This is a genomic window from Pseudoalteromonas sp. OOF1S-7 (assembly GCF_022347765.1).
Classification (GTDB): domain Bacteria; phylum Pseudomonadota; class Gammaproteobacteria; order Enterobacterales; family Alteromonadaceae; genus Pseudoalteromonas.
On sequence record NZ_JAKRFZ010000001.1, the window covers coordinates 416,279 to 435,979 of the forward strand.

Consider the following 19,701-nt stretch of genomic DNA (forward strand, 5'->3'; position numbering starts at 1 on the left):
AGGAACGTCCGTATGTTGCCCTATGCTCGTTTTGCCCGCCGCTATCTCTGCCCTTTGCTGGCCATCTCCACCTTGTTGCTCAGCGGCTGTGAATCAACCAAGGTAGAACCAGAAGTGAATATGTTGCTGTTGGACAATGTCCCATTCAGTCAACATGCTGTAGAGACACAAAATGAAATTTTTGCGTTAGACGCCAATATTCGGGCCACACTTGATCGTTATCTGGATCGTAACAATGGTTCAAACATTAAAGTAGCTGAACAGCTACTCCAGTTTTTAGTCGAAAATGGGGATTCAAGTCTCTCCTATATGCGTGGTGCCAATCTCAGTGCTGCGGAGGCATTTTATGATCTCAACGCCAACTGCCTGTCACTGTCGATCCTCGCATATAGCTTATCAGACTACCTAGGTTTTAAAGGTCAGTTTCAGCGTGTACACATTCCTGAGTATTGGGCACAGACCAAAGGCTACAGTTTGCTGACCGGACATGTGAATTTGGTGGTAACCCAGACCAATTCCGGGGCTCGCAAAAACAGCGATAATCGCGAGGTCTTGTATACACGTCCGGCACGGGTTGTGATTGATTTTGACCCTAACAGCCGACAACAAAAGTTCACTACCTCGAAAATCAGCAAAGAGCGCATCACCGCGATGTTTTACAGTAACAAAGGTGCGATGCACATGATCAATAAAGAAATGGATATGGCCTACAGTTACTTTAGAGCAGCCATTGACATTGATCCGCTCTACTCCGCAGCCTGGGGCAATCTGGCTGTGCTGTATCGTATCAACAATCATACTGAACAGGCCGAGTCATTGTATCAGCAGGCACTCTTGATCAACGATGAAAACAAAACGGCACTGGGTAATCTGGCACTGCTGTATGAGCTAACCGACCGACCTGAAAAGGCCAAAGCGATCAGGACGCAACTTCATACCCTGCGTAAAGACAACCCTTATTATCAGATTGCACTTGGAGATGAAGCCTTTGCGAATGAAAACTACGACAAAGCACTGAAGCACTATCGTACCGCGAATAAGTTGTCGGCATCCATCCACGAGGGCTACTTTGGTTTGGCAAAAGTCTATTATGTGCAGGGTGATCTTGAGTTGAGTAAAACGTTTCTCAACCGGGCACTGAATCATGCCAGCTTTACCCATGATAAGAAACGCTACCGGAACAAACTGGAGTGGCTCAGTGCAGTGGCTAAAAATTAGTTTTTTGTGGCTGTGCAGTATGGCTGCACTCGCACAAGCTAACACGCAACTGGAGATCGACCTTAAAGTACTGACAAGCGCAGACCATGGCGGCCGAGGTTCTGGTGATCTCGAGGTTAGCGCGAGCGCGCAATATATTTACACACGTTTCAGTGAGGCCGGGCTTGATGCGTATTACCAGTCTTTCCGCTTTCGTCAGGGCCTGGGTAAGCTGGGGCATGGTCACAATGTTGTCGCCGTTTTACCCTGTAACGTACCAGTCTGCGACAAATCGCTGGTGATCAGTGCCCATTACGACCATCTTGGCAGCAGAGGAGCTCGTTATTACCCCGGCGCCAATGACAATGCCTCAGGTGTGGTGGTCATGCTGGATATTGCGCAGCGGCTGGTGTCGCATCAGCGGCATCGCGAAATCATATTTGTTGCCACTGATGCGGAAGAAAAAGGCCTGTACGGCGCACACTTTTTCGCAGCGACCCTGAACCCAAATCAAATTGCGCTGAACATCAATCTGGATATGCTCGCTGTAAGCAACAAAAATCGTTTGTATGTACTTGCCTCAAAGCAGGCAAGTGCATTGACCCAGGCCATTGAACCAGCATTTAACAGCCAGATCCGTGCTCAGATCTACACATCTGCTAACAGTATGGCTCGTCGTTTAGACACACCCAGAGTAGACTGGCTCAGAGCAAGCGATCACTATGCATTTCACAAAGTCGGGATCCCCTTTGCCTACTTCGGTATGGGTATTGACCCTTATCACCACACCCACAAAGATCGATTTGATAAAATCGACTTGCCTAAACTCGCTCAGGTTTCAGAGCATATTAATGCTTTTATATCCGCATTGTCAGTAGCAGCGGCGCCCTGAACCAGTGCGACTTTACGTGACTTAGATAAACGCTTGAAGCGCCATTCTAATCGGGCTGCTGTGCGCTTATCTCCAACAGCAAGGGTATAAACAAGCCTGAGTGGACCTTTGCCTCGTAAGTTTTTTGCACCTTTGCCTGCTACATGCTCCGCAAAACGACGAGTCACATCATTGGTGATCCCGGTGTACCAATGTCCAAAGCGGTTTTCTACTATATACAGGTGCCAGGGTTGCTCAATTTTACTCATAGCTTTGACGACTCACTACAAAGAATGGAACTATTTTAACGGTGAACTGTCGAATCTTACCAATAATTCTACTTTACCTTCTTTATCCATTCTGTATCATTCATACAACCAAAAATAAGGATACACATACATGCAGTTAAAAAAGCGCCTTTTTGTTTGGCTTAGTATTATTCTTGCAACGACATTACTGTCTGCCTGTTCCAGTTGGGTATACCGGATAAATGTGCCTCAGGGTAACTTCCTGGAGCAATCTGATGTCGATAAGCTCAGAATTGCTATGACAAAAGAGCAAGTTTTATATGTATTGGGCACGCCTGTCGCTAAAGACGCGTTTAACAGCGAAATCTGGCATTACTCATATGTGTTCAATCTGGGCCGAGACTCAGAACAACGCCGGGAGTTGGTCGTCTACTTCAAGGGTGATAATCTGAATGATATTTCCGGAGACTTTGATAAACCGGCAGAGTTTAATACGCCGCTGACAGAGTAAGTATCGCCCCTGCTCCCATAGTAAAAGCAGGGCTGCGGCTCTGCTTTTAACTTCCCATCACTGCGATTAAGACAACGACACTGAATAATAATTGCAGTGACATACTTAACCAGGCCAATACATTCACACCGACCAGACTCCAGGGCGATGCATCCTGAGGATATAGTGGGCTGCGCTTTTGCCAACGTGCCAAAGCGAAAAACAGCAATGTCAGACTTGATATCATGATTGTGGCTGACAACTTATTATTGTGCGCGTCATTGAAAAAGAAGCTCAGTTGTACAGGCATCAAAATCGCCACTAAAGCATATAAACTATACACCCGCGCCACTTTTTCGTACTTTGCTGCAAACGATAGCTCAATGATCCCCCTTGCTTCGAGAAATTTCTTTGCTGCAACCGCTTGCGCCTGATTTGCAATGCGATAGGGCGTCATGCCGGTCACATCTGCCAGTCTAGGATCAACTTCCATAGATTCAACCAGTTCAAGCATAGCTGTAGAATTAGATAGCACCGCATAATGCATCAGGTTACGCCCTAAATCATCCAGAGCGTGATGATCATGCTGCTCCTTTAATGCCTGCACAGCGCTAACAAAGCCCTGCTCTACCAGCCACATCATGGCCGATTTTCCACCCTGATCTTTACTTTGTCCGCTTGCGCCTTGCTCAATGAGCTTGAGGGCGACAGATTGCTTGGCACTCTTAGACATAACATGGGCAAGCAGCGCCTGATCCAGCAAACGCGTCACTGCATCACCATCGCATAAATGTTGCAACAACCCAACATAGACTTCGTCACTTTGTAACCGCTCTACTGCCAGTTGCAAAGTTGCCACGCTATCTTGCAAGGCCGTTTTCAGTATATTACTCAGATGTTGCCGACTTTCTTCATCCGCCGTACACCATAAATCACAGGCCTCTTCCGCTGTGAGCGTTAATCCAGATTGCAATAACACCAGCAACGCACGTAGATAAGTCTTGTTCAGCAACAAGTTGGCGGGCGAGATCTCTGTTTGATAGGCCAGCTGTGCTTTAATATCCGCATACTGTGTAAACACACCTAGCAACTTTGCTATCAACTCATCCTGGCTTACTCCTGCGTCTGTAATATGTGCTAACAACTCATCACAGTAACTTTGGTGTGCCTGATCATAGTCATCAATATGCTGATAACGGCAAGATTCGAATGGCTCCAGAGGTTTTAGCCATAAAATATACATCAGGGGGGGCAAAACTGACGAGCGCACACCCTGCTGATCTGTCACCGTTTCACACTCAGGCCAGGCCTCGAGTGCATCCAGGATAAACGCCCCATTATTTTCAACCAACCCTTTGAGTAGCAGAGGATATTGAGCCGGCCAAATTAAAACATGCTCCATTAAAGAATTAACCACCTTATTTGTCATATCACGCGTCAAGTGTCATTGATATTGTCGCAGTGCCATTGGCGAAATGATACCAATTGCATCATAAAAAAGCTGCTGCTGATCTCAAGAATCTGACCTTGTTACCCAGTACAGTTACAAACAGGCGTACAACTGTATTACTGCGGACTGAAAAACGCCTGTAAGGATCTCAGCGTCCTGGCAGTTAACAAAGCCTGAGTCTGCTGTGTGCTCATCGGGTCCATACTGCAACTAACTTCGCGCTATGCTTGAGGTCATGAAGGCTTAAGATATACAATGGAGGTGAACGTCCAATGAAGGCCCTGTGATAGGGAGCAAGTCAAGATGGAAAATACTTTACCAACCTGGCACGTAGTACTGATCATCGTGATGGTACTCGGGTTCATCATCAGTAATATTATGCTGCTAAAATATATGACCCGCTTTGATTTAAAAGGCAAACTCGATAAACAAACCAAACCTGACTCACAGACCAGGCCTGCAAAAAAGAATGACAAGTAGGGCTGTTGCTCCAACCCTACTTAAGTTGATTAGCCTACCAGCCAGTGCGCCATCAGTGCAATCACAGGTAATGTCACCAGCGTGCGCAAAATAAAGATGCAGAACAACTCAAACAGGTTGACCGGGATCTTACTGCCCAGTAGCAGCGCACCGACTTCCGACATGTAAATCAGCTGAGTAACACTCAGTGCCGCTACGATAAAACGCGTAACATCGCTTTCTATGTTTGACGCCGCCAGAATAGACGGGATAAACATATCCGCGAACCCAACCATAATGGTTTCGGCCGCTTTGGCCGCTTCTGGCACCTGCAGCAACTCAAGGTAAGGGACAAACGGCTTGCCCAGGATCTGGAAAACCGGCGTATGTTCAGCAATGATCAGTGCAAACGTACCGACCGCCATAACCACAGGTAAAACCGCAAACACCATATCCAGCGCATTATGCACCCCTTCTTTCAGTGTCCCTTTTACCCCTGGTGCTTTCTCGGCTTTTGCCAGTGCGACATCCATTGCGTGACCAAACAGTGTTTTTCCTTCTGGCACCAGCTCGGCACCCGGGTTGGCATCACTGCCATCGACATAACAGTCTCTTTTCCAGCGAAGCGGTGGCAAACGCGGCACAATAATGGCGGCAGCAATCCCCGCGGCACACACGGTCAGATAAAACGGGGCAAACAAATGCTCCAGTTTCACCTGACCAATCACCACCAGACAGAAAGTGATCGACACCGCCGAGAACGTCGTGCCAATAATGGCCGCTTCTCTTTGCGTGTAGTGTTTGTCTTCATACTGGCGAGAGGTCATCAGAATCCCCACACTACCGTCTCCAAGCCACGATGCGACGCAATTCACGGCACTGCGGCCGGGTACCCCAAACAAAGGCCGCATCACTTTGGTCAGCAAGGTGCCTACCAGCTCTAGCAAACCAAAGTTAAGCAACAGCGGCAGCAGCAAGCCAGCCAGGACAAACACAGAAAACAATACGGGTAACAGATCATTGAGCACCAATGAACCGGTATGTGAAGAATGAATGGCTTCAGGACCGACCTTAAAGTAAGTCATCAATATAAACGCCATACCCGCTAACCGGGTAACCAGCCAGATAGGACTCACGGCAAACAAGTGCCGGAACAGGTGATTCTTCAGCAGCTGCCTGGGCTTCACCAGCGCAACAAAGGCACTCATCACCCCGGTGATACACACAATACTCACTATCATGGCGTGAGCAAAGGGCGCTATCCAACCCTGTAGTGTCTTGGCCATAACCGCGATAGGAATGGTCATTGCCTCACCTATTGCCACAGGTGTCATAAATAAAAACACCCCGATCAGGGAAGGCACGATAAACGCAAATAACGTGCGCCAGTTTGGCGACGCTGAGCCCGTAGATTCTGACATCATATGATTACCCACTAAAAAGAAAAAGAGCGTAAGGCTCTTTTTCATGTTACTTCAACTCATTGTTTTTATTTTAATATTTTGATTTATATAAAATATTATATTTGCAGACCTCGACTGCGAAGCACCTCTAACAGAGATTGCAACAACAGTTCCATAGTCTGTGCATCCAGCACCTGCTCCTCGCTATCCAACCAGGTCAATGCCGTTTGACCATCGTCCGTAGTAGATACTTTGACGATATAATCACCGTCTGCTACCGGCAACACTGTGGCTTCCTCGCCCCAGATAGAATCCCAGACACTTTGATCTGGTGCTTCATAACGTATTTTCACCTGATCGTTGTCTCTGTCTAAACGAATAACGGTAAAGTTTACCCGCTCCAGGAAATTCGACAGGCGATCCATCACAGCGCTCTTTTCGACCAAAGTCAGCATGGCAGCATTACCATTCTGATCAAAGCCGCCTTGCAAAGATAATAGCCCCTGTTGCTTGCGCAGCTCAACGGCCAGTAGTCTGTAGCGATAGTCAAATTCTGCGATCACTTCGTTCAGAGCACGTACTTCTAACTGTTGCTTCAGCATGTCAGTAAGTGGCTGTTCGTCACTTTGATAATCAAGCAGCCTTGCACTCAAAGAGGCCGTGCGTTGATGTTCTTTTTGCTCTACCGTGAAAGCGAAGCGTTGGCGCGAAACCTCAACGATGTCTTCCCACAGCCAGCCCTCATCTTTTCTGATCAACGAGTACCAGTCGGTTTCTATCGTCCCTTTCTGACGAGTATCTTTCAGGATTTGCGTGTTGTGATTGACGATCACACCATCTAAAGACTCCCAGATAAAGGCTGCTAAGTCTTCAATGCCATCATTTTTGTCAAAATAGACTCTGGCGACTTTGTCTTTACTCTCCGCCCAGCTGCCCTGTGCCAGTGTCAGCACTTGCTGAGGTGGCCGGTACAGCTTATTCTCACCATCTGCGTTGTTGTCATAAACAGCAACAGTCATTTTGTATTGCGGATCCTGATACGGCTGCTCAAGCCCGGCAGGCACGCTAATTCCTTCATTAACGCGGTAATTTTTGCTGTGATGTGCATCATTTTGAAATACACTACATCCCGTTAAACCAAGTAAAACACCTAAAGCCAGTGCTTTTGGAACCCAATACTGCACGAATAAAACTCCTTAGCAAACCCTGTTATATTTATTTACGGTAAACGAATATCGTCTTTATATGAGTGGGGATTGCCGATTTGGTTCACTGCCGGAACAACTTTTTATATTCGTCCGGCGAGCCTAAACAACTTGCAAAATTTGCCCTATGTTACTTGCCTCGCCCTGTAAACACAAGATGTGAGCCTGTCCGACTCAGTATCTGGTATAGCAAAACCGCAAAGCCTTGCACTGCCGGTATCCCAAGTTACTAAGTTATGTTAGTATTTACGGCTATACATCTAAAACTTGCCGTCAGGCATTACCATATTCTCAGCGTATAGGGTGCTCTTAAATGACCACATTTACCAACCAACAATTGGTTTTGACTGCAATCGGGGAAGATCGCTCGGGGATCGTCAGTGAACTGACTATGCTGGTCAGTGAATGTAATTGCAACATCATTGATAGCCGTATTGCGATTCTCGGTAACGAATTCACTTTCATCATGTTGTTGTCGGGCGACATGGCGGCAATCAGCCGTGTTGAGCACACCTTACCCACGAAGGGAATGGAGCTGGGCTTACTGACCATGATGAAGCGCACAGCCAGCCATCAACAAAACGAGTTCAGTGCCGGTTATACCCTGGAATACAAAGGACTCGATGCCCCTGGTACTCTGAGCAAAGTGACACGCTTTTTTGCAGAACACAACATCAGTATTTGCTCTTTGAAGTCTGATACTTATGAAGAAAATGACGCATTGCATATGCGCTGTGAAATCGAAGTCAATATTCCCATTGAGGTCGATGCTGACGCGTTTAAAATACAGTTCGAGCATCTCTCAAACTCACTAAATCTGGATTATATTTTTCGACGCATTCGTTAAGGAGCATCCTATGAATACGCTACAAGCCGGCGCTCAGGCCCCGCAATTTACCTTACAAAATCAAGATGGTGAAAGCATTTCACTCAGCACACTACTGGAATCACATCAGGTGCTGGTATATTTCTACCCGAAAGCACTGACACCAGGCTGCACGGTACAGGCAGAGCAACTCAGAGACCACAAAGAACAACTGGCACAGCACAATACTGTGGCGGTTGGGATAAGCCCGGATCCGGTCAAAAAGCTAAAAAACTTCGAAACCAAAAAAGAGCTCAACTTTGATCTCTTGTCCGATGAAGATCACGCCATTGCCGATGCCTTTGGAGTCTGGGGACTGAAAAAGTTCATGGGTAAAGAATATGACGGGATCCACCGCATCAGCTTTCTGATTGACCAGGATGGTACGGTTAAACACGTATTCAATAAGTTTAAGACCAAAGAGCATCACCAGGTCGTGATTGACTATCTGGCAGCCCAGTAACAAAAAAGGGGCTGTATTGAGCCCCTTTTTTACATTCTTCGCGCTTAGCTGCGAGCATCCAGCATTAAACGTTTCATGTCTCTTACTGCTTTCTCAAGCCCATCAATGGCCGCTCTGGCAATGATCGCATGGCCAATGTTCAGTTCATAAATTTCCGGCATTTCAGCAATGGGTTTGACGTTGTGATAATGCAGACCATGGCCTGCGTTAACAACAATACCCAGACCATGTGCATATTTAACACCGCTGCGGATCCGCTCCAGCTCTGCATGCATGTCTGCGTCTGACTCGGCATCAGCATAGGCACCGGTATGGATCTCAATATAAGGCGCGCCCGTGTCTTTCGCAGCGTCAATTTGCTTGGGGTCCGCGTCGATGAACAAAGATACCTTAATACCCGCATCGGCCAGACGCGTCACAGCCTGTGTGATCTTATCTTTATTACCAATCACGTCCAGACCGCCTTCTGTGGTCAGCTCTTCACGCTTCTCCGGTACCAGGCAAACATATTCAGGCTTAACCTCACAGGCGATATCCAGCATTTCATCTGTGACAGCAATTTCCAGGTTCATGCGTGTCTGAATGGTTTTGGCCATCACATACACATCCCGGTCCTGAATATGACGGCGGTCTTCGCGCAAATGAATGGTAATACCATCTGCTCCGGCATGTTCAGCCACTGCCGCAGCATGGGCCGGATCCGGATAGCTGGTGCCTCTGGCCTGGCGCAGTGTGGCAATATGGTCGACGTTTACGCCCAATAATATCTCTTTCATTGTTATTACCTTGGTTGAAATAGCTCTCTGCTTTTCAGCGGTTTATGGCCAAGTAATGGCCTGAGTAAATATCTGCTTAAGCCCTTCGCCTGACGCCTTACCTGATCGTCAGAAAAATCGTGGCGGGCAATCTGCTGAAGCACTTTGCCCGAAAAGCCAATATACCTGTCATCCGTACGAACAAAGCCCAGTTCTCGGGTATACTGGTAATAGGCAGTATCGATAATTACCTCGCCATCAGCATCACACTCAAACTCAACACCAAACCCCAATTGCTCTAACAGCTGAAACTCAAAGCTGCGCAGTGTAAGCTCAAACTGCTGCTTAGTGACACTGTCAGCAAGCCCGTGTAGCTGCATTAAATGCTGGTGATAAAGTGAGAACATCGACTCCAGTGGCTCATTGACTGGTATCACCCGCGCGCTAAGCTCATTGAGGTAAAAGCCACAGTAAAGCACTTGTCCTTTTAACGCCAAAGGCTGGGTCTGTAATTCGATGTCGTTCAGGTATTTTAAATCGTGACGGCCATTATAGCGTACTAAGAGCAGGCTGAAGGGTTGAAGGTGTGCATTGTGCCTGAGTGCCTGACGCCCTTTGATGCGGGCCAACATCATGAGCTGGCCCACTCCTTCGACCAGCATATTAAGCATCACCTGAGAGTCACTGTGCGCTCGGCGATGCAACAAATACGCTTGTCGAAAGTCATTGTTCAATTAGTCTTCCCCGTAGCCAAGACTACGCAGTGCCCTCTCATCGTCTGCCCAACCAGATTTCACTTTTACCCAGCATTCGAGAAACACTTTATTGTCTAACATCTCTTCCAGGTCGCGGCGCGCTTCACGGCCAATGACTTTGAGCTTTTCACCCTTATTGCCGATCACCATGCGCTTTTGCGACTCGCGTTCTACCAGGATCAACGCATTGATCTGCCACACACCGTTATCAAGCCACTTAAATTGTTCGATTTCAACGGTCACAGAGTACGGCAGCTCATCACCCATAAAACGCATCAGTTTCTCGCGTACTATTTCAGCAGCAAGGAAGCGCATTGAACGGTCTGTGACATAGTCATCCGGGAAGAAAAACTCGCACGCTGGCAAGTGCTTGTGAACTTCCGCTTTGACCATGTCAACATTACGGTTTTGTTTGGCCGAAATAGGAATGATCCCGACAAAATCGCCCTGCCCTGACAACCATTGCAGGTGCGGCATCAGCGCTTCGCTTTTGTCTTTAACCTGATCGCTTTTGTTGATCACAACCAAAACAGGACGACCGCTCTCTTTGACCTTGTTCAGTACCATTTCATCGTCTTTGGTCCACAAAGTGCCCTCAACAACGAAAATGACCAACTCAACGTCACCAATGGAGCTGGATGCCGCACGGTTCATCAAGCGATTAATGGCACGCTTTTCTTCACTATGCAGTCCTGGCGTATCCACATACACCGCCTGGTAGTTATCCTCGGTGTGGATGCCCATGATACGGTGTCGGGTGGTTTGCGGCTTCCGCGAAGTAATACTGACTTTTTGTTCAACCAGCTTGTTCAGTAACGTTGATTTACCAACGTTTGGTCGCCCGACAATCGCGACCATGCCACAATGGGTATTAGGAGTCATTCTTTAAAATCTTTAGTGCTTTTTCAGCGGCTTTTTGCTCAGCCTTACGGCGAGAGCTACCTACTGAGATAATACTTTCCATCCCTTCCACAATACACTCAACCGTGAAGGTCTGATTGTGTGCCTGTCCCTTAGTATCAATTACAGTATAACCGGGTAGCGGTAACTTGCGTGCTTGCAGGTATTCCTGCAACAGAGTTTTGGGATCTTTCTGGTTATGCCCTGGAGAGATTGCCGCCAAACGCGTGTCATACCATTTTAAAACCAACGTCTTACAGGTCTCGATGTCTGAATCTAAAAACACCGCGCCAATAATCGCTTCAACTGCGTCTGCCAGAGTTGACTCGCGACGATAACCGCCACTTTTCAACTCGCCCGGACCTAATCTCAGGTAGTCACCCAAACCAAACTCAACCCCAAATTCTGCCAGTGTCTGGCCGCGTACCAAGGTTGAACGCATGCGGCTCAGATCGCCTTCACGCGCTTTAGGAAACTGCTTGTACAGGGCATTTGCAATGACAAAACTCAGGATCGAGTCACCTAAAAACTCCAGGCGTTCATTGTGCTGCCCCTTATGGCTACGATGAGTCATGGCCTGCTCTAACAGGCTTTGCTCTGAGAATTCGTAACCGATTTTCTTATATAATTCTGTGACGTTTTTTTTCATGCTACTGAATATTACCTAGGCGTTCAAAACGAACTCCTGTTGGAACCCAGGAAGGCAAAATGCTGCCCGGGCCATTTTCAAAATCAAAACTCATCCAAATAAATACGGCTTTACCAACCAGATTCTCTTTGGGTACAAAGCCCCATACACGGCTGTCCTGGCTGTTATTTCGGTTGTCACCCATGGCAAAATAGCTGTCCTCAGGAACTACCCACTCATCACGACGTGTGCCAGGCTGCTGATAGTAGCGCTCTGTCAGTTCAGGTAACTGAGGGGTCACCAGCAAATCATGTGTGACACCAGGCAAGCTCTCTGTCAGGCGGACCATTTGCATCGAACCTTGTTTAAACTCATCGCGATTGACGATGTCGAGGTTAATCTTATTAAACTCGCCACACACCAGGCCATCGCGTTGTTGTTCACCGTCATTACAATGCGGTTTAATGTATAGCTGACGATCACGATACACGATACGATCACCCGGCAGACCAATAATGCGCTTGATGAAATCAATACGCTCATCCAGCGGGAACTTAAATACCGCGATATCACCTCGCTGCGGATCATTCACCTCAACCAACTGGCTGCGCCAGACTGGGTCTTTGATACCATACGCGTACTTTTGTACTAATATAAAATCGCCGTCCAGCAGCGTTGGCATCATTGAACCAGAGGGTATCTGGAAAGGTTCAAAAATAAATGAACGGAACACTGTGATCGCAGCAATCATCGGAAAGATTGATTTTGCGCTTTCAGTGATGGCAGGCACAGGTGCTATCTGCTCAATTGTTTCTTCATCGAGCGGCTGTTCCGAGGCGCCTTGTGCTAATGCGATACGCTCTTTACGCTTAGGTGCATAAAGCAAGTGATCGATTAGCCATATCAGGCCCGAACCGAGCGTCAATAACACCAAAAATACTGAAAAATAACCTGCCATAATAATTCCTGTTACTTACCTACTTTAAGAATCGCCAGGAAAGCATCCTGAGGCACTTCTACATTGCCCAGCTGCTTCATGCGTTTCTTACCTTCTTTTTGCTTTTGCAGTAGTTTCTTCTTACGACTGACATCACCACCATAACACTTCGCGATGACGTTTTTACGTAACTGTTTCACAGTGGTTCGCGCAATCACATGGTTACCGATTGCTGCCTGAATTGCGATATCAAACATCTGACGAGGGATCAATTCACGCAGTGCGTCAGCCAACTGACGTCCGCGTCCCTGAGAATTCTCGCGGTGAGCGATGATTGCCAGCGCATCAACGCGATCGCCGTTGATCAGGATATCCACACGCACCATATCAGACGTCTGGAAACGCTTAAAGTTATAATCCAGAGAAGCAAAACCTCGGCTGGTTGACTTCAGCTTGTCAAAGAAGTCCATTACCACTTCAGCCATCGGTAACTCATACGTCACCGCAACCTGCTTACCGTGATAACTCATCTTGGTCTGTACACCGCGCTTTTCGACACATAACGTAATGACATTGCCCAGGTACTCCTGAGGTACCAGAATATTGGCTTCTACAATCGGTTCTCGAATCTCAATGATGTCGTTAACCGGTGGCAGATCAGATGGGTTATCAATTTGGATCACCCCATCTTTGGTCTCCACTTCGTATACTACCGTAGGTGCCGTCGTGATAAGATCCATATCATATTCACGCTCAAGACGTTCCTGAATGATCTCCATATGCAGCATACCCAGGAAGCCACAACGGAAACCAAAACCTAGTGCGGTTGAGTTTTCCGGCTCGAAGAACAATGACGCATCATTAAGGCTCAGCTTGTTCAGTGCATCACGGAAGTTCTCGTAATCATCTGATGAAATGGGGAACATACCCGCATACACCTGAGGCTTAACACGCTTAAAGCCTGGCAGACGCTCTTTCGCTGGCTCTTTGGTCAGGGTGATGGTATCCCCCACCGGCGCACCATGAATGTCTTTGATACCGGCAATCACGAAGCCTACTTCACCGGTTTTCAGTACCCCGGTTTCTGTTTGTTTCGGGGTGAAAATACCGACTTTATCAGCAATGTGCGTCTGTTCTGTCGACATAATCTTAATCTTGTCACCACGACGCAGCTCACCGTGCTTGATACGCACCAAAGACACAACACCCTGGTAAGAGTCAAACCAGGAGTCGATGATCAGGGCCTGCAATGGTTGCTCCGGCTCACCTACTGGCGGCGGCACGTCGCGCACGATCATTTCCAGTACCTCGTCGATACCGATACCTGTCTTGGCACTACACTGCACCGCTTCAAGCGCTTCGATGCCGACGATTTCTTCAATCTCTTCTGCAACGCGCAAAGGATCGGCCTGCGGTAAGTCGATTTTGTTTAACACCGGCAGCACTTCAAGGTCCATTTCAATCGCGGTGTAGCAGTTTGCCAGGGTCTGAGCTTCTACCCCCTGACCGGCATCGACAACCAGCAAAGCGCCTTCACAGGCAGCCAGTGAACGTGATACTTCGTAGCTGAAGTCAACGTGTCCCGGTGTGTCGATAAAGTTAAGCTGATACGTTTCGCCGTCTTTGGCCTTGTAGTTCAGTGTCACGCTCTGCGCTTTGATGGTGATCCCACGCTCACGCTCAAGGTCCATCGAATCCAGCACCTGCTGCTGCATCTCGCGATCTGTTAAGCCGCCGCATACCTGGATTAAGCGGTCCGAAAGGGTCGATTTCCCGTGGTCTATATGGGCAATAATTGAAAAGTTACGGATGTGCTTCATATACTGGATTCTAAACTTCTGTTTTTCACAAATAGAGATTAAACGCCGATTTTACAATTTATTTGGCGCAATCACCATCTATTTGCGTTAGGGGAAGGCTAATTGGATAAATTTTTATCACTTTGATGTCATGACGCAGCGCTTTTGTGCGTTGTTTTGCAATTTGAAAGCCTGCAAGGCCACCAAATAGAGCGGCCAGGATCTGCCAGGGTTCAGATACCCCCAGCATAAGGTGAGCAACAAACATGGCCAAAAACGCGATTGCCAGCGGTAACAAATAGACCCATAGCGCGTTTTCGACCACTTTACTGTCATCCAGCGCCAGCGTCATTTTTTGTCCAACCTGTACGGATTCCTCACACACTATGGGCAAGGCCTTTTTATTGCTGCCAAACAACTTGCTGAAAATCTGTGAACCGCACTTGCCATTGCAGCCGGCACAAGCCGGCTTGTCCTCGGCAACGAGCCAGACAGTATCGCGTTCAACTCGTGAGACGGTAAGCGTTTGTTCTATCATAGTGGTCGCGTCACCGACTCAGCAATTGCCTTGGCGGTCATGGTTGGGATCTTGCCAACCACAGACACATCAAATGCGCCAGAGTTATGGACATACACAGTGGTTGCCCCAGAGCTAAGCGCGCCACTGGCTCTTTGCCCCGACAAAGGTCTTTGTACAAACACGGAAAACTCCACCAGACCATCGGAAAACAAAAAGTAATCCGCCAGTTCATTGTTCAAATCAAGCTTGTGACGATCCGACTTTAGCAGTTTAAACCCTTCGGGCAGCCAGCCAATGCGCCAGTTGTTTTGTAGTTTTTGGGCGTTATCGGTCTGCGCTAAGGAAGCTAATGGCATCGGGAAGTCTTTGCTGCTCAACTCTATCAGCGGTGGAGCGGGCTGTTCCGTCACACTGATGTGGGTCAGTTGCAATTGCTCCAGTACTTCACCTTGTTGTGTAACATACGCTGCTTTAAGCAGCAAAGCAGACTGAATATCAATCCACAACCAATAGTTGTATTTATGCTCATCTTTAGAAACCAAGCGAACAAGCTGCGCAGCCCTATCGGCGATACGTTCTTTGCCACCCAACACAAAATCATAGCTGCTGGCCAAACTGCCTACTTCGCCAAACAAAATTTCCGGAATGGGACCCGCAATAGCATCGGTTTCAATAGAATAAGGTTGGGTTTGAGGTTCGAAGTAGGTCACTTTGTTATCAATGCGCACGACTTCCAGACCTGCGCCGTTTTGTCGGCTGAGTATCTCCAGTTCACTGTTATCCACTTTGCCATGGATCCAGCGGTAGGGTTCCATACCTTTACCCTTCACCACCACAAATGATGCATCAAAGTTACGCTCCTGAATGGCAGAAGACATATCTGTGAGCAGCTGTTTTGCATTAATGATATCGCTGGCAACAACCTGGGCACTCAGGCCCACTCCCAGTAGTAACGCAAGCCACTTCATTTACTTTTCTTGTTCCTCTTTTTCTTCCTGTGCTTGTTGAGCCAGCGCATGTGCCATTCTCGACTGACGCTGATGCTCAAGTACCAGAGCGCCAATGCGCTGCTGTTGCAACTCTCTGAGGCCCTTTTCAGCGCTTTCCAGCGCAGGCTCTGACGACAGGCTAACTGGTGCAACAGATCCGGTTACCGGAGTCGATTGTAACACAGGAAAGTCACCATTGGCTTGTTCCTGGGGACTATAATTACTGACCCCCAGCACAGCGATCAGTGACACACTGGCTGCAATCGCAACCTGAGCCAAAGGCTTGCGCCAATTTGACAAGGTAACGACATTGTCTTCCTGATGTACTTTCTGCGGCTCTTGTTGCGGAGCCTGTTCGCCATAAGTAACCTCATCTGCTAGCGCATCAGCCATGCTGGCAGTAATATCTATGCAAGGGGCCTGATTTTGCTCGCTGCGCATCGCATCACCAATCAGCGCATAACGGGCAAATTTTTCTGCATCGAACTGTGCCTGACTGGCGTTATCCAGGACCTGCTCGGCATCGAGAATACTGGATGTTACTTGCCCGTCTTTGACATTAAAGTTTGATTGCGTCATCTACTATTACCTATGAGTGGGTTAATATTATTGTCAATGGCTTCACGTGCCCTGAAAATCCGTGATCTGACTGTACCTACCGGACAGTCCATCACAACGGCAATTTCCTCGTAGCTCATACCCTCGATCTCACGCAACGTAATTGCCGTTTTAAGATCATCCGGAAGCGATTCTATGGTTCTGAAAATCACCGCTTTGATCTCATCGCTGAGTAATAAGCTCTCCGGAGACGCGTTTGACCTGAGCTGCTCTGCTCCGTCATAAAATTCGGCTTCCTCTGCATCAACATCATTGGCTGGCGGCTTGCGCCCCTGTGCCACCAGATAATTCTTCGAGCAATTAACAGCAATCCGGTACAGCCAGGTATAAAATGCACTGTCCCCCCGAAAGTTTGGTAAAGCCCGATAAGCCTTGATAAACGCCTCTTGTGCTACATCAGCCACGTCGCCCGAGTTGGACACATAACGCGAGATCAACGCCGCAACTTTGTTCTGATATTTGGCAACCAACAAATTGAACGCATTTTTATCTCCTTGCTGAACACGCCGAACTATCTCTAAGTCTAAATCCTGCTCGCTCATTCGAGCCGGTACTCCTCTTTGTTATTACTTATTTTTCACACACATTGTCGCGCATTGTTGCCATCTTTTACAGCTACTCTGACTAAGTGCTGAATAAAAAGTTCTGTTTTTTTGATATTTTTTTTAAAATACCCCGTATTGTCACGTCATAAACGTATTCGGTGTAGGATAGCACTGCTGGCAGCAACATTGCGCTAAGCATAGCAGATTTATCACAACACGCAGAATATCAGGTTTAATTAGCTAAGACCCACTAACATGAAAGAACAAGTTCAACACCAAACAGATGTCATTATCGTAGGCAGCGGCGCCGCCGGGCTAAGCCTGGCCCTGTCACTGGCAAACACCTGCCGCGTCACGGTACTCAGTAAGGGCGACCTGCGTGAAGGCTCAACCTTGTACGCACAAGGCGGCATTGCTGCGGTGTTTGATAAGAAAAATGACAGTATAGAATCTCACGTTGAAGACACCCTGGCGGCGGGTGCGGGTCTGTGTGACAGAGAAGCCGTGCATTATACCGCCTCCAACGCCAAGCAGTGCCTGAAATGGCTGATCGAGCAAGGTGTACCATTCGACATGGAATTCGATAGTAAGGGACGAGAACGCTTTCACCTGACGCGTGAAGGGGGACACAGTCATCGTCGTATACTCCATGCCGCCGATGCCACAGGTAAAGCAGTCCAGTCAACACTGATCGACCGCGTTCAGGAACACCCCAATATTTCACTGCTGGAACAGTATAACGCCATTGATCTGATCACCCATGGCGCTTCAGGGCAAAAGGTGGTCCATGGTCTTTACGTGTACAATCGTCGTGCCAACCAGGTGGAAACCGTGACCGCTAAGTTTGTTGCACTGGCAACTGGTGGCGCAAGTAAAGTGTACCTCTATACCTCCAATCCGGATGTATCCAGTGGTGATGGCATCGCGATGGCATGGCGTGCCGGCTGTCGCGTGGCCAACATGGAGTTTAATCAATTTCATCCAACCAGCCTGTACCACCCGGAGCTGCAAAACTTTTTGATCACGGAAGCCATGCGTGGCGAAGGCGCTTTGTTGAGACGCCCTGATGGCACCCGCTTTATGCCGGACTTTGATGACAGGGAAGAGTTAGCCCCGCGTGATGTGGTTGCCCGTGCCATCGACTACGAGATGAAACGTCTGGGTGCCAATTGTGTCTATCTGGACATTTCTCATAAGGACAAAGACTTCATTATCGAGCACTTCCCGACCATCTATGCCAAGTGCCTGAGCGTCGGTCTGGATATCACCAAAGAGCCGATCCCTGTGGTCCCGGCAGCCCACTATACTTGCGGCGGCGTGATGACGGACTTTAATGGTCTGACTGACATCAGTAATTTGTACGCCATTGGCGAAGTGGCGTATACCGGACTTCATGGTGCCAATCGTATGGCCAGTAACTCATTACTTGAGTGTATTGTGTTTGCTCACGCCGCAGCCAGAGACATTCTCGCCAAGCTTGACACTCAGCCATTGCCGCCACAGCTGCCGGAATGGGACGAAAGCCAGGTCAGTGACTCAGATGAGGAGGTGGTGATCACCCACAACTGGCATGAACTCAGACTGTTTATGTGGGACTATGTTGGCATAGTACGCTCAACCAAACGGCTAGAGCGGGCACTGCGTCGGGTTGAATTATTGCAACAGGAAATTCAGGATTATTATTCTCATTTTAGGGTCAGCAATAACCTGCTGGAACTGCGTAATCTGGTGCAGGTCGCAGAGCTGATCATTCGCAGCGCGCTGGCCAGAAAAGAGAGTCGCGGACTGCATTATACGCTGGACTACCCAGACAGTGCTGAGACCACTGCGCCAACGGTGCTCACGCCCAGCAAGATAAAGCGGTAAGTGACTCGAGCCGGGTGCCCCAGTTACACCAACATGGACCTGCCTCAGGTCATCTGCAATACCTGGCGGCACAGTTGCCGCCAGTATTGTTCTGCCATCGCGTGGCGCATCACACCGATATATCGGGTGCCTTGATCTGTCTTAACCGTCATTAGTAAAGCGCTGTGAAAATACAGGTTCGCTGCCTTCAACTGCCCCTGCCAGTGCTGTTGCGAAGCCGATACAAGCACCAAGCCTTGCTCCGGTAAGACGCCGAGCTGCCCCGACGGCAGAAAGTATCTGCGGGCCTTGTATCTGGCAAAGCAATAAGCCAACAGGCAGGCGCCACTATGCCACCACCAAAGTGATGGGGCTGCAACAACCAGAGTCACAGCCAGGCAGCAAAAAAAGACCACGATGATTTTGTGGTCTGGTGTGTTGTGCTCGAAATAAAAACTAAGCGCGGACCCGGTCAAGAACGAATTTTACCATTGCATCCAGCTCGGGATAAGGGCAGGCTTCATGGCCCATAAACCAGGCAAATAAATCGGGATCTTCGACTTCCAGTAAACGTTGAAATACGAGTTTATCCTGATCAGACAACTGGTCATACGCGTCGTCAACGAACGGCTCCAGTAAAATATCCAGCTCCAGCATGCCACGGCGACATGCCCATTTAGTGCGGGCTTTCGAATACAACTCAGCCATAATTTCCACATACCCCTAAATTTTATTGTGTCAGTGCGATTATAACGTATC

At 48.2% G+C, this 19,701-nt stretch carries 23 protein-coding genes; 7 read left to right on the forward strand and 16 right to left on the reverse strand.

The features are described 5' to 3' along the window. The first annotated feature begins 12 nt into the window (after positions 1 to 12). Entirely contained in the window at positions 13 to 1,218 is a 1,206-nt protein-coding gene (locus MHN33_RS01835) for a tetratricopeptide repeat protein (protein WP_239393763.1), read from the forward strand. Positions 1,219 to 1,237: 19 nt separating this feature from the next. Then, positions 1,238 to 2,089, forward strand: a complete 852-nt coding sequence (locus MHN33_RS01840) for a M20/M25/M40 family metallo-hydrolase (RefSeq protein WP_239393774.1) — start codon at positions 1,238 to 1,240, stop codon at positions 2,087 to 2,089. Here MHN33_RS01840 and MHN33_RS01845 read toward each other — a convergent pair. Continuing rightward, positions 2,029 to 2,337: a GIY-YIG nuclease family protein gene (locus MHN33_RS01845; RefSeq protein ID WP_239393784.1), complete on the reverse strand. Its 309-nt coding sequence runs from the start codon at positions 2,335 to 2,337 to the stop codon at positions 2,029 to 2,031. The genes MHN33_RS01840 and MHN33_RS01845 overlap by 61 nt on opposite strands. Positions 2,338 to 2,467: 130 nt before the next feature. On the opposite strand from MHN33_RS01845, the gene bamE reads away from it, so the two are divergent. Beyond that, on the forward strand, positions 2,468 to 2,827 hold the full coding sequence (gene bamE, locus MHN33_RS01850; RefSeq protein ID WP_239393795.1) for an outer membrane protein assembly factor BamE: 360 nt from the start codon (positions 2,468 to 2,470) through the stop codon (positions 2,825 to 2,827). 46 nt (positions 2,828 to 2,873) lie between these two features. Here the strand turns inward: bamE and MHN33_RS01855 are convergent, their stop codons facing one another. Further along, positions 2,874 to 4,208: an ankyrin repeat domain-containing protein gene (locus MHN33_RS01855; RefSeq protein ID WP_239393797.1), complete on the reverse strand. Its 1,335-nt coding sequence runs from the start codon at positions 4,206 to 4,208 to the stop codon at positions 2,874 to 2,876. A gap of 351 nt (positions 4,209 to 4,559) precedes the next feature. Between MHN33_RS01855 and MHN33_RS01860 the strand changes: the two genes are divergently transcribed. After that, entirely contained in the window at positions 4,560 to 4,736 is a 177-nt protein-coding gene (locus tag MHN33_RS01860) for a DUF2897 family protein (RefSeq protein ID WP_239393799.1), read from the forward strand. Positions 4,737 to 4,765: 29 nt separating this feature from the next. Here MHN33_RS01860 and MHN33_RS01865 read toward each other — a convergent pair whose 3' ends face one another. Together MHN33_RS01865 and bamC are read right to left on the reverse strand one after the other, a co-directional pair. Beyond that, positions 4,766 to 6,136, reverse strand: coding sequence for a YjiH family protein (locus tag MHN33_RS01865; protein ID WP_239394989.1), 1,371 nt, complete (start codon positions 6,134 to 6,136; stop codon positions 4,766 to 4,768). A gap of 98 nt (positions 6,137 to 6,234) precedes the next feature. Next, positions 6,235 to 7,302: an outer membrane protein assembly factor BamC gene (gene bamC / locus MHN33_RS01870; RefSeq protein ID WP_239393809.1), complete on the reverse strand. Its 1,068-nt coding sequence runs from the start codon at positions 7,300 to 7,302 to the stop codon at positions 6,235 to 6,237. 334 nt (positions 7,303 to 7,636) lie between these two features. Between bamC and MHN33_RS01875 the strand changes: the two genes are divergently transcribed. Continuing rightward, the gene (locus MHN33_RS01875; RefSeq protein ID WP_239393810.1) at positions 7,637 to 8,170 is read left to right on the forward strand and encodes an ACT domain-containing protein; all 534 of its coding nucleotides are present in this window, start codon (positions 7,637 to 7,639) and stop codon (positions 8,168 to 8,170) included. A 10-nt stretch (positions 8,171 to 8,180) separates the two neighbouring features. Further along, positions 8,181 to 8,651, forward strand: a complete 471-nt coding sequence (gene bcp / locus MHN33_RS01880) for a thioredoxin-dependent thiol peroxidase (protein ID WP_239393812.1) — start codon at positions 8,181 to 8,183, stop codon at positions 8,649 to 8,651. A 44-nt stretch (positions 8,652 to 8,695) separates the two neighbouring features. Here bcp and pdxJ read toward each other — a convergent pair whose 3' ends face one another. The 10 genes from pdxJ to rpoE are packed head-to-tail and all read right to left on the reverse strand — an operon-like array spanning position 8,696 to position 17,094. Further along, positions 8,696 to 9,427: a pyridoxine 5'-phosphate synthase gene (gene pdxJ, locus MHN33_RS01885; protein ID WP_239393831.1), complete on the reverse strand. Its 732-nt coding sequence runs from the start codon at positions 9,425 to 9,427 to the stop codon at positions 8,696 to 8,698. Positions 9,428 to 9,432: 5 nt separating this feature from the next. After that, a complete protein-coding gene (gene recO, locus MHN33_RS01890) occupies positions 9,433 to 10,140 on the reverse strand; it encodes a DNA repair protein RecO (RefSeq protein ID WP_239393841.1) in 708 nt (235 codons plus the stop codon). Further along, positions 10,141 to 11,043 (reverse strand): GTPase Era, encoded by a 903-nt coding sequence (gene era, locus MHN33_RS01895; protein ID WP_239393854.1) that lies wholly within the window; start codon positions 11,041 to 11,043, stop codon positions 10,141 to 10,143. Next, positions 11,033 to 11,710: a ribonuclease III gene (gene rnc / locus MHN33_RS01900; protein ID WP_138544391.1), complete on the reverse strand. Its 678-nt coding sequence runs from the start codon at positions 11,708 to 11,710 to the stop codon at positions 11,033 to 11,035. Before rnc ends, era begins: the two co-directional genes overlap by 11 nt. Before the next feature lies 1 nt (position 11,711). Then, positions 11,712 to 12,647 carry a signal peptidase I gene (gene lepB, locus MHN33_RS01905; protein WP_239393873.1) on the reverse strand — a complete coding sequence of 312 codons (936 nt, stop codon included), beginning with the start codon at positions 12,645 to 12,647 and terminating at the stop codon, positions 11,712 to 11,714. An 11-nt stretch (positions 12,648 to 12,658) separates the two neighbouring features. Beyond that, positions 12,659 to 14,446, reverse strand: a complete 1,788-nt coding sequence (gene lepA, locus MHN33_RS01910) for a translation elongation factor 4 (protein WP_239393891.1) — start codon at positions 14,444 to 14,446, stop codon at positions 12,659 to 12,661. A 58-nt stretch (positions 14,447 to 14,504) separates the two neighbouring features. Continuing rightward, positions 14,505 to 14,963, reverse strand: coding sequence for a SoxR reducing system RseC family protein (locus tag MHN33_RS01915; protein ID WP_239393893.1), 459 nt, complete (start codon positions 14,961 to 14,963; stop codon positions 14,505 to 14,507). Further along, a complete protein-coding gene (locus tag MHN33_RS01920) occupies positions 14,960 to 15,913 on the reverse strand; it encodes a MucB/RseB C-terminal domain-containing protein (protein WP_239393903.1) in 954 nt (317 codons plus the stop codon). Before MHN33_RS01920 ends, MHN33_RS01915 begins: the two co-directional genes overlap by 4 nt. Then, positions 15,914 to 16,513: an anti sigma-E factor RseA C-terminal domain-containing protein gene (locus MHN33_RS01925; RefSeq protein WP_239393913.1), complete on the reverse strand. Its 600-nt coding sequence runs from the start codon at positions 16,511 to 16,513 to the stop codon at positions 15,914 to 15,916. Next, on the reverse strand, positions 16,510 to 17,094 hold the full coding sequence (gene rpoE / locus MHN33_RS01930; protein ID WP_046006775.1) for an RNA polymerase sigma factor RpoE: 585 nt from the start codon (positions 17,092 to 17,094) through the stop codon (positions 16,510 to 16,512). The genes MHN33_RS01925 and rpoE overlap by 4 nt, the downstream gene beginning before the upstream one ends. 258 nt (positions 17,095 to 17,352) lie before the next feature. Here rpoE and nadB point away from each other — a divergent pair, with 258 nt between their 5' ends. Then, the gene (nadB, locus tag MHN33_RS01935) at positions 17,353 to 18,963 is read left to right on the forward strand and encodes an L-aspartate oxidase (protein ID WP_239393915.1); all 1,611 of its coding nucleotides are present in this window, start codon (positions 17,353 to 17,355) and stop codon (positions 18,961 to 18,963) included. A gap of 44 nt (positions 18,964 to 19,007) precedes the next feature. Here the strand turns inward: nadB and MHN33_RS01940 are convergent, their stop codons facing one another. Further along, a complete protein-coding gene (locus tag MHN33_RS01940; RefSeq protein WP_343224794.1) occupies positions 19,008 to 19,358 on the reverse strand; it encodes a protein YgfX in 351 nt (116 codons plus the stop codon). Positions 19,359 to 19,398: 40 nt separating this feature from the next. Next, positions 19,399 to 19,650 carry a succinate dehydrogenase assembly factor 2 gene (locus tag MHN33_RS01945; protein WP_239393919.1) on the reverse strand — a complete coding sequence of 84 codons (252 nt, stop codon included), beginning with the start codon at positions 19,648 to 19,650 and terminating at the stop codon, positions 19,399 to 19,401. Positions 19,651 to 19,701: the final 51 nt, after the last annotated feature.

Bases quoted from the DNA above. Each gene is read 5' to 3' on its own strand.
- MHN33_RS01835 (WP_239393763.1), top strand. From the start codon at position 13: ATGTTGCCCTATGCTCGTTTTGCCCGCCGCTATCTCTGCCCTTTGCTG.
- MHN33_RS01840 (WP_239393774.1), top strand. From the start codon at position 1,238: ATGGCTGCACTCGCACAAGCTAACACGCAACTGGAGATCGACCTTAAA.
- MHN33_RS01845 (WP_239393784.1), bottom strand. From the start codon at position 2,337: ATGAGTAAAATTGAGCAACCCTGGCACCTGTATATAGTAGAAAACCGC.
- bamE (WP_239393795.1), top strand. From the start codon at position 2,468: ATGCAGTTAAAAAAGCGCCTTTTTGTTTGGCTTAGTATTATTCTTGCA.
- MHN33_RS01855 (WP_239393797.1), bottom strand. From the start codon at position 4,208: ATGGAGCATGTTTTAATTTGGCCGGCTCAATATCCTCTGCTACTCAAA.
- MHN33_RS01860 (WP_239393799.1), top strand. From the start codon at position 4,560: ATGGAAAATACTTTACCAACCTGGCACGTAGTACTGATCATCGTGATG.
- MHN33_RS01865 (WP_239394989.1), bottom strand. From the start codon at position 6,136: ATGTCAGAATCTACGGGCTCAGCGTCGCCAAACTGGCGCACGTTATTT.
- MHN33_RS01875 (WP_239393810.1), top strand. From the start codon at position 7,637: ATGACCACATTTACCAACCAACAATTGGTTTTGACTGCAATCGGGGAA.
- bcp (WP_239393812.1), top strand. From the start codon at position 8,181: ATGAATACGCTACAAGCCGGCGCTCAGGCCCCGCAATTTACCTTACAA.
- pdxJ (WP_239393831.1), bottom strand. From the start codon at position 9,427: ATGAAAGAGATATTATTGGGCGTAAACGTCGACCATATTGCCACACTG.
- era (WP_239393854.1), bottom strand. From the start codon at position 11,043: ATGACTCCTAATACCCATTGTGGCATGGTCGCGATTGTCGGGCGACCA.
- rnc (WP_138544391.1), bottom strand. From the start codon at position 11,710: ATGAAAAAAAACGTCACAGAATTATATAAGAAAATCGGTTACGAATTC.
- lepB (WP_239393873.1), bottom strand. From the start codon at position 12,647: ATGGCAGGTTATTTTTCAGTATTTTTGGTGTTATTGACGCTCGGTTCG.
- lepA (WP_239393891.1), bottom strand. From the start codon at position 14,446: ATGAAGCACATCCGTAACTTTTCAATTATTGCCCATATAGACCACGGG.
- MHN33_RS01915 (WP_239393893.1), bottom strand. From the start codon at position 14,963: ATGATAGAACAAACGCTTACCGTCTCACGAGTTGAACGCGATACTGTC.
- MHN33_RS01920 (WP_239393903.1), bottom strand. From the start codon at position 15,913: ATGAAGTGGCTTGCGTTACTACTGGGAGTGGGCCTGAGTGCCCAGGTT.
- MHN33_RS01925 (WP_239393913.1), bottom strand. From the start codon at position 16,513: ATGACGCAATCAAACTTTAATGTCAAAGACGGGCAAGTAACATCCAGT.
- rpoE (WP_046006775.1), bottom strand. From the start codon at position 17,094: ATGAGCGAGCAGGATTTAGACTTAGAGATAGTTCGGCGTGTTCAGCAA.
- nadB (WP_239393915.1), top strand. From the start codon at position 17,353: ATGAAAGAACAAGTTCAACACCAAACAGATGTCATTATCGTAGGCAGC.
- MHN33_RS01945 (WP_239393919.1), bottom strand. From the start codon at position 19,650: ATGGCTGAGTTGTATTCGAAAGCCCGCACTAAATGGGCATGTCGCCGT.